13 protein-coding genes are annotated in these 13,898 nt (G+C 58.0%); 9 read left to right on the top strand and 4 right to left on the bottom strand.

Annotation, left to right across the window (positions count from 1 at the left end):
• Window positions 1-214: 214 nt before the first annotated feature.
• Together ACSMDR_RS03230 and ACSMDR_RS03225 are read left to right on the top strand one after the other, a co-directional pair.
• Window positions 215-1,477: an MFS transporter gene (locus ACSMDR_RS03230; protein WP_005900006.1), complete on the top strand. Its 1,263-nt coding sequence runs from the start codon at window positions 215-217 to the stop codon at window positions 1,475-1,477.
• Between the two features lie 115 nt (window positions 1,478-1,592).
• Window positions 1,593-2,075: a GNAT family N-acetyltransferase gene (locus tag ACSMDR_RS03225; RefSeq protein WP_436467002.1), complete on the top strand. Its 483-nt coding sequence runs from the start codon at window positions 1,593-1,595 to the stop codon at window positions 2,073-2,075.
• A gap of 82 nt (window positions 2,076-2,157) precedes the next feature.
• On the opposite strand, the gene ahpF is transcribed toward ACSMDR_RS03225, so the two are convergent.
• The 3 genes from ahpF to ACSMDR_RS03210 all read right to left on the bottom strand — a co-directional run bounded on the left by ahpF (window position 2,158) and on the right by ACSMDR_RS03210 (window position 5,562).
• Window positions 2,158-3,741, bottom strand: coding sequence for an alkyl hydroperoxide reductase subunit F (gene ahpF / locus ACSMDR_RS03220; protein WP_436467001.1), 1,584 nt, complete (start codon window positions 3,739-3,741; stop codon window positions 2,158-2,160).
• Window positions 3,742-3,849: 108 nt separating this feature from the next.
• Complete coding sequence (gene ahpC / locus ACSMDR_RS03215) at window positions 3,850-4,416, bottom strand: alkyl hydroperoxide reductase subunit C (RefSeq protein ID WP_436467000.1); 567 nt, start codon at window positions 4,414-4,416, stop codon at window positions 3,850-3,852.
• Window positions 4,417-5,112: 696 nt separating this feature from the next.
• A complete protein-coding gene (locus ACSMDR_RS03210; protein ID WP_005899998.1) occupies window positions 5,113-5,562 on the bottom strand; it encodes a CBS domain-containing protein in 450 nt (149 codons plus the stop codon).
• 231 nt (window positions 5,563-5,793) lie between these two features.
• Between ACSMDR_RS03210 and queA the strand changes: the two genes are divergently transcribed.
• The 7 genes from queA (at window position 5,794) to nlpI (ending at window position 12,918) form a co-directional block, all read left to right on the top strand.
• Window positions 5,794-6,846, top strand: a complete 1,053-nt coding sequence (gene queA / locus ACSMDR_RS03205; RefSeq protein WP_005899996.1) for a tRNA preQ1(34) S-adenosylmethionine ribosyltransferase-isomerase QueA — start codon at window positions 5,794-5,796, stop codon at window positions 6,844-6,846.
• 120 nt (window positions 6,847-6,966) lie between these two features.
• A complete protein-coding gene (gene tgt, locus ACSMDR_RS03200) occupies window positions 6,967-8,103 on the top strand; it encodes a tRNA guanosine(34) transglycosylase Tgt (RefSeq protein WP_005899995.1) in 1,137 nt (378 codons plus the stop codon).
• Between the two features lie 54 nt (window positions 8,104-8,157).
• The gene (gene yajC / locus ACSMDR_RS03195; RefSeq protein ID WP_005899993.1) at window positions 8,158-8,490 is read left to right on the top strand and encodes a preprotein translocase subunit YajC; all 333 of its coding nucleotides are present in this window, start codon (window positions 8,158-8,160) and stop codon (window positions 8,488-8,490) included.
• Between the two features lie 18 nt (window positions 8,491-8,508).
• Window positions 8,509-10,362 carry a protein translocase subunit SecD gene (gene secD / locus ACSMDR_RS03190; RefSeq protein WP_005899991.1) on the top strand — a complete coding sequence of 618 codons (1,854 nt, stop codon included), beginning with the start codon at window positions 8,509-8,511 and terminating at the stop codon, window positions 10,360-10,362.
• A gap of 10 nt (window positions 10,363-10,372) precedes the next feature.
• Entirely contained in the window at window positions 10,373-11,317 is a 945-nt protein-coding gene (secF, locus tag ACSMDR_RS03185; protein ID WP_005899990.1) for a protein translocase subunit SecF, read from the top strand.
• Between the two features lie 191 nt (window positions 11,318-11,508).
• Window positions 11,509-11,877, top strand: a complete 369-nt coding sequence (locus tag ACSMDR_RS03180) for a rhodanese-like domain-containing protein (RefSeq protein WP_436466999.1) — start codon at window positions 11,509-11,511, stop codon at window positions 11,875-11,877.
• Window positions 11,878-11,967: 90 nt separating this feature from the next.
• Window positions 11,968-12,918, top strand: coding sequence for a lipoprotein NlpI (gene nlpI / locus ACSMDR_RS03175; RefSeq protein WP_436466998.1), 951 nt, complete (start codon window positions 11,968-11,970; stop codon window positions 12,916-12,918).
• 78 nt (window positions 12,919-12,996) lie between these two features.
• On the opposite strand, the gene ACSMDR_RS03170 is transcribed toward nlpI, so the two are convergent.
• Complete coding sequence (locus ACSMDR_RS03170) at window positions 12,997-13,869, bottom strand: U32 family peptidase (protein ID WP_436468186.1); 873 nt, start codon at window positions 13,867-13,869, stop codon at window positions 12,997-12,999.
• Window positions 13,870-13,898: the final 29 nt, after the last annotated feature.

Raw genomic sequence — 13,898 nt, 5'->3', positions numbered from 1 at the left:
GACCAGGGAGATAACCCCTCGATAAGTTCGTGAAGCAGACTGCGCTGGCAATTCAGTGGAGGTTAGATGGGCCTCCGGCTATGAGTTGATTATCCGGGGGCCTGGTGCAGCATGGGGGCAACTGAGTCAGCCATGGTGACGCCGTATGGGTTGAAGCTCACGTCATTTATCCGTAGCCTGTGTGGTTCTGGCTTGAAAAAAGGGTGGCTTGTCTATGGCAGCAACGCGGTTGCAAGGGGTGATTTCTCCCCTGATAAGTTTAGTGATCTTCATTCTGGGTCATGGCTTGATGAGCACACTGCTGACGATGCGGCTCTCGGCCGAGCAGGTAGATGCTCAGGCCATAGGCCTGGTTTCTGGCGCCTACTTTGCCGGTCTGGTACTCGGCTCCTTTGCCAATGCCCGTCTCATCATCAGAGTGGGCCATATCCGTGCCTACGCCGCCTATGCCTCTCTCATCTGCACACTGACCATACTGCATGGTCTCATTGTCGATCCCTGGGTCTGGGCCGGGCTCAGGCTGCTGGGGGGCTTTGCCACCGGCGGCCTGTTTGTGGTGCTCGAATCCTGGATGCTGGTCTCCAGCACCCCGGCCAATAGGGGCAAGTTGATGTCCCTCTACATGATATTGCTCTACGGTGCCTTGGCCGCCGGTCAGCTGCTGCTCAAGGTAGTAGACCCCATGATGCTGGTGCCATTTGCCCTGTGCGCCATGGCCGCCTCTCTCTCAGTGATCCCGCTAGCTCTCTCCAGGGTTGCCATGCCCGCCATGATACAACCCCAGAAGGTGGGCTTTCTCGAGTTGTTCCGCCTCACGCCGGCAGGCATGTGGAGCAGCATGACCTCGGGCCTCATTTTGGGAGCCATCTATGGTCTGCTGCCGCTGTTTTTCACCGACAGTGGCTACCCCATCGAGCGGGTAGCCAACATGATGGCCGTGGTGATCCTGGGGGGGATGTGCCTGCAATACCCAATCGGGCGCATATCGGACCGCTTCGATCGGCGCCTCATCATTGGCGTCCTTGCTGCCCTGCTCTCCGTCATCGCCTTGCTGATGGCGGCATTGCCCGCGCCTCAACCTCAGTGGTTGATGACCGGACTCATCTTCCTGTTTGGCGGCCTGGCGTTCTCGATTTACCCCCTGAGCCTCAGCCATGCCTGTGATGAGCTCAAGCCGGATCAGGTACTCAGTGCCAACCAAGGGTTGTTGCTCTCCTATAGCCTGGGCGCCATGATAGGACCGGTGCTCGCGCCAACCGCCATCCACCTGTTTGGTCCCCAGGGCCTGTTTGCCTACTTCTGCCTGTGCGGCGTGTTGCTGACGCTGTTTCTGGTATGGCGTCAACGGGTTAGAGCGCCAGTCCCCCTGGCCGAACATCAGCAGTTTATGCCGGTGCCTCCCAATACACCCATGAGTGCCGAGCTTGAACCCAGACCCGATGTGGAGCTGGCAGAGCCCCAGGGGCAGACGAGTTAGCCGGGTACTGACCTGGTCAGGATCCGGGCTGAGCAGGACAAATAGCGTAAAGGACCTTGATGCCATGGTGAGACCCAGAGCGCAAGAGAGGCCAGCAGATCATCGAGGAGTTCATATGCAGACCGAGCTGGTGGCCATGAGCCAGGCTTATTATGAGAGTTATGTGGCACAATCTTGGCGTGACTATGCCGAGGAGAATGTGGCGACCGGTCGTTGGCCACTGGCCGGGGCAGTCGCGCGAGCCCAGGCCGAATATGAGGCCCTGCTGCCTCAAGGGTTGGATACCGCCGATCATCGACTGTTTGAGATCCGTGATGGGGAAGGGCAGACAGTGGGTGGGCTCTGGTTTGCGCTGCGAGGATCCGATGAGGGGCGCAGCGGTTTCGTGTTTGACATAACCATCTTGCCCCATGCGCGGCGCCTGGGCCATGGGCAGCGGGCCTTCGAGTTGCTCGAGCCCCTGGCCCGCGACTTGGGGCTTGCCAGCATAGGATTGAACGTGTTTGCCAACAATCCGGCGGCCTTGGCCCTCTATCGCAGGTTGGGCTATGAGGTGACCAATATCGCCATGAGCAAGCGGCTCACTCCACGGGAGTGACTGGGCGGCCCTGAAGCGATGCCCGAAACGGGAATAAAAAAACCGGTGCCTTGGCACCGGTTTGCGATCGGGTTGGTCGAGGTTAGGCCAGGGCGGGCTCAGCTTGTTGAACCTGAGCAGGCTCAGGGGTGCGGATCAGGTGATCAAATGCCGCCAATGCTGCGGTGGCACCCGCGCCCATGGAGATGATGATCTGCTTGAACGGCACCGTAGTGGCGTCCCCTGCGGCATAAACACCGGGCAGGGAAGTGGCGCCCCTCGCATCGATTTCTATCTCGCCAAAGCGGGTCAGGGCAATCTCGCTCCCCTTGAGGAACTCGGTGTTCGGTACCAGACCTATCTGGACGAAGATGCCCGCTACCGCCAGGTGCTTGATTTCCCCGGTGGTGCGATCTTCATAATCCATCCCCACCACCTTGCTGCCATCGCCTATCACTTCGGTGGTGCGGGCGCTCATGATGATGTCGATGTTGCCCATGGAGCGGGCCTTCTTCTGCAATACGTCGTCGGCACGCAGGGTATCGGCGAATTCCACCACAGTGACGTGCTCGACGATGCCAGCGAGATCGATGGCGGCTTCGATACCTGAGTTACCACCACCGATCACCGCCACGCGCTTGCCCTTGAAGAAGGGGCCGTCGCAGTGCGGGCAGTAGGCCACGCCCTTGGTGCGGTATTCGACCTCACCCGGTACGTTCAGATCGCGCCAGCGGGCACCGGTCGCCAGGATCACGGCGCGGCTCTTCAGAGTGGCACCGGAGGCCAGCTCCACATTGACATAACCATCCTTGCTGATGGCGGCGGCACGCTGTTCGGTGATCACTTCCACCCCGTACTGCTTGACGTGCTGCTCCAGGCTGGCGGCCAGCTTGGGACCTTCGGTGTAGGTCACGGAGATGAAGTTCTCGATGCCGACGGTGTCCATCACCTGGCCACCGAAACGCTCGGCGACGATGGCGGTACGGATCCCTTTGCGGGCGGCATAGATGGCGGCGGCTGCCCCCGCCGGGCCCCCCCCCACCACCAGGACGTCGTAGGGCGCTTTCTCGCTCAGCTCGGCGGCCTTGCGTTCTGCTGCGCCGGTATCGAGCTTGGCAACGATCTCCTCCAGGGAGATGCGGCCCTGACTGAACGGCTGGCCATTCATATAGACGTTTGGCACGGCCATGATCTGACGCTCATTCACCTCATCCTGGAACAGGGCACCGTCGATCATGGTGTGGGTGATGCCGGGGTTCAGGGTCGCCATCAGGTTCAGGGCCTGCACCACGTCCGGGCAGTTATGGCAGGACAGAGAGATATAAGTCTCAAAGTGGAACTCGCCCTTCAGGTTCTTGACCTGCTCCAGCACGGCCGGATCGGCCTTGGAGGGGTGGCCGCCGCTTTGCAGCAGGGCGAGCACCAGGGAGGTAAATTCATGACCCATGGGGATGCCGGCAAAATGAACACGCGGGGCCTGGCCCTGGGGCGCGATGCTCATGGAAGGCTTGCGGGCATTACTGCCATCAGTCATGGAAATTTTGGGGGACATGTCGCTGATTTCGCGGGCCAGGGCCAGCAGCTCTGCGGACTTGTCGCTGTCATTGCCGGACACGCTGATCTCGATAGGATTGACGATGTACTGCAAGTAACCGTTGAGCTGCTGTTTGAGGTTGGTATCTAACATGGTCGAATTCCTTCTTGTTATTGCGGGTCGGCACATTACTGGATTCAGAAAGCTATGGGCCAGAAAGCAGACCGGCCCTTGAATGGGCCGGTCTTGGAGGAGGGAGGCTTAGATTTTGCCTACCAGATCCAGGGACGGCGCCAGAGTGGCATCACCCTCTTTCCACTTGGCCGGGCACACTTCACCCGGGTGGGAGGCAACGTACTGGGCAGCTTTGACTTTGCGCAGCAGTTCCAGAGCGTCACGACCAATGCCACCAGCGTTGATTTCAACGATCTGGATGATGCCCTGCGGGTCGATGACGAAGGTGCCACGGTCAGCCAGGCCAGCTTCTTCAATCATCACGCCGAAGTTGCGGGTGATGGCACCAGTCGGGTCACCAATCATCGGATACTGGATCTTCTGGATGGTGTCGGAAGTGTCATGCCACGCTTTGTGAGTGAAGTGGGTGTCAGTGGAGACGGCGTAGATCTCGACGCCCAGCTTCTGGAATTCGGCGTAGTTGTCAGCCAGGTCACCCAGCTCGGTCGGGCAAACGAAAGTGAAGTCAGCCGGGTAGAAGAACACCACGGACCACTTGCCTTTCAAGTCAGCGTCGGAGACCTGAACGAATTTGCCATTGTGGTAGGCGGTAGCGTTGAACGGCTTGATCTCGGTATTGATATAGGTAGACATCTATTTGCTCCTGTGTGTCCCTGGGGCAACGATTTGCGACCCTGGGTTAGTTGACTGGGATGATGATAGGGCCATTTCCCAATCGGTTAAAGCGGCAATTATGAATCGGACAAATCTGTTTTTTAGATTAACCATCTTGCCTGTACCCAGGATGAATATACCGATCAATTTAGAATAAACATATGTTTTCTAAAGATAAGGAAGATGTTAAATCCAGCTTTACCCCATGCTGGAGGGGAAGTGTGAGGCGAAGGTGGTGTAGCGCCGGGAATCGGCGCTGGATGGGCAGTGATGAGCGGCTTGATCCGGAAAGGTCGCCCCAGCAAAGGAGATCTGCGCAGGCCCTGGGTCTTTGGTTTCCTGGGGGTTATCTGCGCGAAAATGACAGATAAAAAAATCCCGGCGCCAGGGCCGGGGTATCAAAACAAAGGAATGGCAATAAAAATAAAGACTCACTACGGGGTGTGCAAACTTGCAGAGAATGAGAAGACGCTAGGGTGGTTGCACGCGCCACAGGCATCTTCTCGGCAAACATTGCATGGGGGAATAATAGTGTGATCAATATCACATTGCAATGGCTTTATGTTCTTTTAAAGTCAAAATTGGTCATTAAAAAAAGGTTAATGGCGAAAATATCGCCTAAATAAATCTATTTTTGTAATTTAATTACCAAATCTAGATCTGTTCACTACAGCATTAGTCAGTGATGGGTGAGGGGTCACTGTCTTCCATCAGCTCCAGCAAGTTGATCGCCACCGTGATCATATCCGACTCGGTGACTATGCCGACCAGCTGTCCCTTGTCTTGTACCGGCAGGCAGCCATAGCGATGCCGTTGCAGATACAGTGCGGCTTCTTTGATACCGGCATGGGGGCTGACGGTGGCGACTTTGCGGGTCATGATCTCCTCGAGACGCACGCTGTCGGTAAATTCGGCCTCCCGTTCAGGGTCAATGAGCAATAGCTTGGATTCGCGCGTTGCCAGTATGTCGGTGAGTGTAACCAGGCCGAGTAGCTGCCGCTGTTCATCGACGATGGGAATATGGCGGATCCGCTCCTGCTGCATCAGGTCCATCGCCTGCTTGACGCTGTTGTCCGGCCCCAGGGTGAAGGGCTGCTCTGTCATTATCTCGCTCAGGGTCATCATGCGAACCTCCTTGGGACCAACCTTGTGTGGCTCACTTCACCCTAGCCCAGTGGCGAGGGGCAAAACATGATCGGAGTCAAGGGGGAAGGCAATAGCCAAATTAACTGATCCTGGTTCACAAAGCGGGTCTGTACCCCTTGTATCCCTTGTGTTTTTGGCCTTTTCGGTTGCCATGCCTGTGGGGGATAACTAGACTAGCCGCCGATCCTATTGCCAAGCCAAGTAGTCACGATGCAAGTATCCGATTTTTCCTTTGAGTTGCCCGATGAGCTGATCGCCCGCTATCCCATGAGCGAACGTACTGCCAGCCGTCTGCTTCAACTTGATGGCGACAGCGGCGCCCTGCGCCACGGCCAATTTGTCGACGTACTCGACCTGCTCAATCCCGGCGATCTGCTGGTGTTCAATAACACCCGGGTCATTCCTGCTCGCATGTTTGGCCAGAAGGCCAGCGGCGGCAAGCTGGAGGTGCTGGTAGAGCGTATTCTGGATGAGAAGAGCGTATTGGCCCATGTGCGCGCCTCCAAGGCGCCCAAGCCAGGCACCCGCCTCATACTCGATGGGGGTGTTGAAGCCGAGATGCGCGCCCGTCATGACGCCCTGTTCGAGATCCACTTCCTGGATCCCCGCCCCGTGCTCGACATCCTCGACGCCATCGGCCATATGCCGCTGCCGCCTTATATCGACAGGCCCGATGAGGATGCCGACAAGGAGCGCTACCAGACCGTTTACAACCAGAAGCCGGGTGCCGTGGCGGCGCCGACCGCGGGTCTGCACTTTGACGAGCCGCTGCTCGAGCGGATCAGGGCCAAAGGGGTGGAGACCGCCTTTGTCACTCTGCATGTGGGGGCGGGAACCTTCCAGCCGGTGCGGGTGGACAAGATTGAAGATCACCACATGCACTCGGAGTATGCCGAGGTGCCACAAGAGGTGGTCGACGCCATCGCGGCGACCCGTGCCCGTGGCGGCCGAGTCATTGCCGTGGGTACCACTTCGGTACGTTCGCTGGAGAGCGCCGCCAAGGCGACCCTGGCCCAGGGTCAGCCGCTGGCGCCCTTCTTCAGCGACACCGACATCTTTATCTTCCCCGGCTACCAGTTCCAGGTGGTCGATGCCATGGTCACCAACTTCCATCTGCCCGAGTCGACCCTGATCATGCTGGTCAGTGCCTTCGCCGGGTATGATAACGTGATGGCGGCCTATCAGGCGGCCGTGGCCGAGCAGTACCGTTTCTTTAGCTACGGGGACGCCATGTTCGTCACCCGTCGCCGGGCGAAGGTATAAACCTCGCCCTTCAGAAGCCGTTCAGGGACTGTTTGGCAGGATCCTGGCCGGCTTCTTGTTGTATCGGGCCCATCGGGTCCCCTGCTGTCAGACTGTTTCTCTGACTGAATCGAGGTAGCAATGAAATTTGAACTGAAAACCACCGACGGCCGGGCCCGTCGCGGCCAGCTGGTGTTTGAACGTGGCGTGGTCCAGACCCCGGCCTTCATGCCGGTCGGCACCTACGGCACCGTCAAGGGGATGACCCCGGAAGAAGTACGCGAGACCGGCGCCGAGATCCTGCTGGGCAACACTTTCCACCTCTGGCTGCGGCCGGGCCAGGCGGTGATGCGCGCCCACGGTGATCTGCACGATTTCATGAACTGGCAGGGTCCCATCCTGACCGATTCCGGTGGTTTCCAGGTATTCAGCCTGGGGCACATTCGCAAGATCACCGAGGCGGGTGTGCACTTCCGTCACCCCATCAATGGCGAGAAGATCTTCCTCGACCCCGAGAAATCCATGGAGATCCAGTACGATCTGGGCTCCGACATCGTCATGATCTTCGACGAGTGCACCCCCTATCCGGCCACTTACGAAGAAGCGCGCAAGTCCATGGAGATGTCCCTGCGCTGGGGCAAGCGCTCCCGCGACAAGTTTGATGCCCTGGGCAACAAAAATGCCCTGTTCGGTATCATCCAGGGCTCCGTGTATGAAGAGTTGCGGGACGTGTCCCTCAACGGCCTGCTGGAGATCGGCTTCGATGGTTATGCGGTCGGCGGTCTGGCGGTGGGCGAGCCCAAGGAAGACATGCACAGGATCCTCGAGCATGTCTGCCCGAAAATTCCGGCCGACAAGCCACGCTACCTGATGGGCGTGGGCAAGCCGGAAGATCTGGTGGAAGGGGTACGCCGTGGCGTCGACATGTTCGACTGTGTGATGCCGACCCGCAACGCCCGCAACGGTCATCTGTTTACCACCGATGGCGTGGTCAAGATCCGCAATGCCAAGTATCGCGAGGATACCAGTACCCTGGATGCCGATTGTGATTGCTACACCTGCAAGAATTACACTCGCAGCTATTTGTACCATCTGGACAAGTGCAACGAGATATTGGGTGCCCGTTTGAATACTATTCACAACCTGCGTTATTACCAGCGAGTGATGCAGGGTTTGCGGGACGCGATCGAGCAGGGTAAATTAGACGACTTTGTGACTGAGTTTTATCGTCGGCAAGGGAAGGCCGTGCCTCCATTAGCTGAAGAAAACGTGCAATAACAACAACGTAGCAGCGCGTTGTGTCTTAAATCCATATCAATAAGAGGTTGTTAAATGAGCATTATCTCCAAGGCCTATGCAGACGTCGGTGCCGGTCCCCAGGGTGGCGGCATGGAAATGATCATCATGCTTGCCGTGTTTGGCCTGATCTTCTACTTCATGATCTATCGTCCGCAAGCCAAGCGCGTGAAGGAACATAAAAACCTGATGAGCTCACTGGCCAAGGGTGACGAAGTGCTCACCTCCGGCGGCCTGGTCGGTAAAATCGCCAAAGTCTCCACCGAGAACGACTATCTGGTACTGGCCCTGAACGATCAGACTCAGGTCACCATCAAGCGTGATTTCGTCACCGCCGTTCTGCCCAAAGGTTCTATCCAGTCCCTTTAATCTCCCAAGGAGCACAGCGTGTTAAACCGCTATCCGCTGTGGAAATACCTGATGGTGATCATCGTGATCGCCATCGGTTTTCTATATGCAGCCCCCAACCTGTACGGTGAGGATCCGGCTCTGCAAGTCTCCGCCAGTCGCGGTGCCGAGGTTCAGCTCAAGACGCTGGACCAGGTTAAAGCGATCCTGGATGAGGCCGCTATTCCGGTCAAACATGCCGCCTTCGAACACGACCAGATCCTGGTGCGTTTTACCAATACCGAAGATCAACTCAAGGCCCGTGATCTGGTTGCATCCAAGCTGGGTGACAATTTTGTCACCGCGCTGAACCTGGCACCCTCTACCCCGGCCTGGCTCGAGGCGATCGGCGCCAACCCCCTCAAGCTGGGTCTCGACTTGCGCGGTGGTGTGCACTTCCTGATGGAAGTGGACATGGCCGAGGCGCTGGTCAAGCAGCAAGATCAGATGGTGCAAGATTTTCGCACCGAGCTGCGGACTCAGAAGATCCGTTATTCTGGTGTGCGCCGGGCAGGCGATCGGGTTGAAATCCTGTTCCGTGATGAAGCGGATCAAGAGAAGGCCATCGCCCATCTGCGTCGCCTGAATGCGGATCTGACCTTTAACAGCGAGCAGAAGGGTAATGATTTCCTGATCCTGGCCTCCCTGAGCGAAGCCAAGATCAAGGAAGTGAAGAAGTACGCCCTCGAGCAGAACATCACCATCATCCGAAACCGGGTCAACGAGCTGGGCGTCGCCGAGCCGCTGGTGCAGCAACAGGGTGCAGAGCGCATCGTGGTTGAGCTGCCTGGTATTCAGGACACGGCCCGCGCCAAGGAGATCCTGGGCGCAACGGCGACCCTGGAATTCCACATGGTGGATGAGACTGCCGACCCTCAGGCTGCCGCCGATGGCCGGGTACCGCCGAGCTCCAAGGTGTATACCGATCGCAATGGCCGCCCTGTGGTGCTGCAAAAACGCATCATTCTGACCGGTGATCATATTGTCGGTGCCCAGTCCGGTTTCGACGAGTACAGCCGTCCTCAGGTCAACATCAAGCTTGATGGCCAAGGTGGCAACAAGATGGCCAACTTTACCAAGGACAACGTTGGTAAAGGCATGGCCACCGTATTCATCGAGTACAAGCCGGTCGGTGAGCCGGGTCCCGATGGCAAGCGTAAGTTCCGCAAGCAGGAAGAGGTGATCAACGTCGCGACTATCCAGTCACGACTGGGTAGCCAGTTCCGCATTACCGGAATAGACAATGCCAACGAAGCCCACAACCTGGCGCTCCTACTGCGTGCCGGTGCCTTGATTGCGCCCATCCAGATTGTGGAAGAGCGCACCATAGGCCCGAGCCTGGGGCAGCAGAACATCGACTCCGGTCTGCAGGCCATGGGTTATGGCATGCTCGCCATCGTTATCTTCATGGCGCTCTACTATCGCAAGTTTGGCCTGGTGGCCAACCTGGCGCTGGTGGTCAACGTGGTGCTGATCATCGGGCTGATGTCCATGATCCCCGGTGCCACCATGACGCTGCCGGGGATTGCCGGCATCGTATTGACCATGGGCATGGCGGTGGATGCGAACGTGCTGATCTTCGAGCGTATTCGTGAAGAGCTCCGAGCCGGTCGCGGTGTGCAACAGGCCATCAATCTGGGTTATGAGAAGGCGTTTGGCACCATTGCCGACTCCAACATCACCACCCTGATCACCTGCATCATACTGTTTGCGGTCGGTACCGGCGCCATCAAGGGCTTCGCCCTGACCCTGGCCATCGGTATCCTGGCCTCGATGTTCACCGCCATCACGGGAACTCGTGCCATCGTGAACCTGGCCTGGGGCGGCAAGCGTCTCGACAAGCTGCCGATCTGAGGAAAGAGCCATGCATGAGTTATTGAAAACCGACAAAGCCATACCCTTCATGCGCTTTGCCAAACCGGCCTCTGCCCTCTCCATTCTCTTCGTGGTGCTGGCTTTTGCCAGCCTGTTCACCAAGGGCTTGAACTGGGGACTGGACTTTACCGGCGGCACCATCATCGAGGTGGCCTTTGAGCAGACCATTGAGCTGCCCAAGGTGCGCAATGTGCTGGAAAGCAAGGGGATAGAGGGCGCGACCGTGCAGAACTTCGGTTCTAGCCGCGACGTGCTCATCCGTCTGGCGCCGGAAGAGGGGCTGCAAGCCCAGCAGCAGGGTGACAAGGTACTGACTGCGGTCAAGACCTTGGGCGATGCCCAGATCAAGCGCGTCGAGTTTGTCGGCCCTGCGGTTGGGCAAGAGCTGGCGGAACAGGGCGGCCTCGCCATCCTGGCAGCGCTGCTCTGTATCCTGGCCTACATCAGCTTCCGGTTCGAATGGCGACTGTCGGCCGGTGCCGTACTGGCGCTGGCTCACGACGTCATCGTTACCCTGGGTTTCTTCTCCTTCTTCCAGTGGGAGTTTGACCTGACGGTACTGGCGGCCGTGATGACGGTGGTCGGCTACTCCCTCAACGACACCATAGTGGTGTTTGACCGGGTGCGGGAGAACTTCCGCAAGCTGCGTCGTGGCGATACTGCCGAGATCCTGGATGTCTCCATGACCGAAACCCTGAGCCGTACCCTGATAACCTCAGGTACGACGCTGGTGGTGGTGGTGGCGCTGTTCCTCAAGGGGGGCACGCTTATCCATGGTTTCGCGACGGCACTGCTGATAGGTATCGGTTTCGGTACCTACTCCTCGGTCTATGTGGCGAGCGCCTTTGCCATGTTCATTGGCATCAAGCGCGAGCACATGATGCCGACGCAAGTCGATAAAGAAGGGGCAGATCAACCCGATATCATGCCCTGATTTCTGGTCGACAGCCTTAACGAAAGAGAGCGCCTGCGGGCGCTCTCTTGTTTTTGGAGTGCCAGGTGTTGGTGGGGCAGGGAGGGGGGAGTGACAAATACGCCCATCCCCCGTATGGTCATGGTTTGTCATCTTCCTGGTTGGCTATCATGCCCGCCGTTGTTCGCCATTCCTGACAGCAAGGAGCCTTTATGCAACACAGTCCCCGTTTCCTCGCTTTGGTCGAGGCCGTCCGTGGCCAGATCGCCGAGACCGATGTGCACCAGATAAAACGCTGGCAGGATGAGGGGCGTACCTTTCACCTGATTGATGTCCGCGAGGAGAGCGAGTGGGCCCAGGGTCATCTGCCGGGTGCCAGCTACCTCGGCAAGGGCATCATAGAGCGCGATATCGAGGCCCGTTATCCGAGCCCTGACACTGAACTCTTCCTCTATTGCGGCGGTGGCTTTCGCTCCATACTGGCGGCCGATGCCCTGCAGAAGATGGGATATCGCCATGTGGTCAGCGTCGATGGAGGCTTTCGGGGCTGGTCCGAGGCTGGATACCCTGTCGAATCCTGATTTATTTGTCGGGAAGCGGATCAGCCACATGACAAAGCCTTGCTTCCTCTTTACCATATGCCAGGTCAAGGGTCTGCGTCGGAGTGTTCATTGAGCGTCAGTAAAGGGATGGGATACCTGCTCGGTGTCCTGGTGTTGCTGCCCCTGTGGGGATGCAGCAGTAGTAGTCAGGTAGAGCCCCCTAAAGTTACCCAACCGCAGCCCACTTCGCTGGTGCTGGCGACGCCGTTACAGGTTTCCTATCAGAGCGAACTGGCACTTGCCCGTCTGGGACAGATGCTGGGTGAGATGGAACTGACCCCTGAGCAACGTGCCGAGCTGTTCTACGAGCGTGCCGTGGTGTTCGATCGGGTGGGACTGCGCTCCCTGGCCCGGCTCGACTTCAACCGCGCCTTGCGCGAGAAGCCGGACTTTGCCGAGGCCTACAACTTCATCGGTGTCTATCTGGTTCAACAGCAGAACTATGACGAGGCCTATGAGGCGTTCGACTCGGCGCTGGAGCTGGCGCCAGATTATGACTATGCCTACCTCAATCGTGGTATCGCCCTCTATTACGGCAACAGACCATCACTGTCTATTTCGGACATGAAGCGTTTCTATGAGGCCCAGCCCGAAGATCCCTACCGGGCACTCTGGTTTTATCTGGCCGAGCGCAAGCTCGACGAGTCGACCGCCATGAGTCACCTGCGGGATCACTTGAACAAGCATGGTGATGATGCCTGGAACTGGGATCTGGTGCGCCTTTATACCGGCCAGATCAATGCGACCCAGCTGATGGGCAGCGTGGTGAAAGGAGTCAAGGATAACCGTGAGTTGGCCGAGCGCCTGTGCGAGACCTACTTCTACCTCGGCAAGTTCGAGCTGTTCAAGGGGAACCGCAAAGAGGCGATCAGCTACTTCAAGCTGGCGCTGGCCAACAACGTCTATGACTTCATCGAGCACAGATATGCGTTGCTGGAGCTGGAGCTGATGGCGAGAAAGTCGCCGCCGCCGGGCAGTCAGACCCAGAGCGAGCAAAACAGCAAACCCGCTGCACTCTGAGTTGTGCTGTTAACATAAAGGCCTCATTGCGAGGCCTTTATTGCTTTTATCGAATGGGGTCGCTCTCGGCTTGACGACTCATTGAACCAGGCTAATGCCCGGGATCTGGCGCCAGTAGCCGTTGCATTCGCGATCTCCGAAGAGGGGCAGGGGGGTCAGACCTTGCTGATTTGCCCTAAACTGGGCCAAGGTATCCAGGGTATCCATGCCTTGTGGCGAAAGACGTACCACATCCACCAGACCCGCCATACCGGCAAGCTCGTTGCCCAGGTTGTAGCAGTAGCCGGACTGGGTCTGGATCCCATTGAGGTTGAACAGCGGTTGTCCCTCCCGACTCAAAGCCTGACGCCCGGTCGGGTAGTGGATGCAGGCCAGCTCACAACTATCCTTGGGTTTGTCCAGGGAGCGCGCGGTGAAGCAGCGGGCCGAATAGGCCAGCGGCAGATAACCATGACCGAACACTTCCACTTCGAAGTGCTGACGCTCTTTTCCTAAATCCTGCGCGAGGGCGACTAGCCAGTCGCGGGAGAGTTCCACCGGCATTACCCAGCGTTTCATGCCATGCCTTAGCAGCATGCGCAGTACCTCGGCGTTGTAGGCATTAATGGCGGGGCCGCAGACGAAAGGCACGCCCGCCTCCCGGGCGAGCTGTACCGCACCCAGATCGTTGGCCTCTATCATCAGTTCGCCATTGTCGACCAGCCGCTTGACCTCTTTCAGCTCGGAAGGGGCAGAGATGAGTGCCAGTGTGGAGAGCACCGCCTGTTTGCCGCTCGCCGCGACCAGCCTGGCGAGTTCTATCCACTCATCCACCTTGAACTCGCGGCGTTTGCTGCACACCGTCTCTCCCAGATAGATAATGTCGGCATCGCTGGCCATGGCGGCCTGATAAAAAGCCTGAGTGTCGGTTTTGGGCCAGTAGAAGAGCAGGGGCCCGAGAGAAAATTGCATCATATGAGTTCCTTGTTGTCACAGCGACA

It is taken from the genome of Aeromonas molluscorum (genome assembly GCF_051376105.1).
GTDB classification, from domain to species: Bacteria; Pseudomonadota; Gammaproteobacteria; order Enterobacterales; family Aeromonadaceae; genus Aeromonas; species Aeromonas molluscorum.
The sequence above is the reverse complement of the archived record's forward strand: the minus strand, read 5'-3'. Positions and strand labels throughout refer to the sequence as shown.

Excerpts from the sequence above, each read along its gene's own strand:
- ACSMDR_RS03180 (WP_436466999.1), top strand. The coding sequence starts at position 11,509 with ATGCAACACAGTCCCCGTTTCCTCGCTTTGGTCGAGGCCGTCCGTGGC.
- ahpF (WP_436467001.1), bottom strand. The coding sequence starts at position 3,741 with ATGTTAGATACCAACCTCAAACAGCAGCTCAACGGTTACTTGCAGTAC.
- yajC (WP_005899993.1), top strand. The coding sequence starts at position 8,158 with ATGAGCATTATCTCCAAGGCCTATGCAGACGTCGGTGCCGGTCCCCAG.
- secF (WP_005899990.1), top strand. The coding sequence starts at position 10,373 with ATGCATGAGTTATTGAAAACCGACAAAGCCATACCCTTCATGCGCTTT.
- queA (WP_005899996.1), top strand. The coding sequence starts at position 5,794 with ATGCAAGTATCCGATTTTTCCTTTGAGTTGCCCGATGAGCTGATCGCC.
- ahpC (WP_436467000.1), bottom strand. The coding sequence starts at position 4,416 with ATGTCTACCTATATCAATACCGAGATCAAGCCGTTCAACGCTACCGCC.
- ACSMDR_RS03170 (WP_436468186.1), bottom strand. The coding sequence starts at position 13,869 with ATGCAATTTTCTCTCGGGCCCCTGCTCTTCTACTGGCCCAAAACCGAC.
- tgt (WP_005899995.1), top strand. The coding sequence starts at position 6,967 with ATGAAATTTGAACTGAAAACCACCGACGGCCGGGCCCGTCGCGGCCAG.
- ACSMDR_RS03225 (WP_436467002.1), top strand. The coding sequence starts at position 1,593 with ATGCAGACCGAGCTGGTGGCCATGAGCCAGGCTTATTATGAGAGTTAT.
- ACSMDR_RS03230 (WP_005900006.1), top strand. The coding sequence starts at position 215 with ATGGCAGCAACGCGGTTGCAAGGGGTGATTTCTCCCCTGATAAGTTTA.
- ACSMDR_RS03210 (WP_005899998.1), bottom strand. The coding sequence starts at position 5,562 with ATGATGACCCTGAGCGAGATAATGACAGAGCAGCCCTTCACCCTGGGG.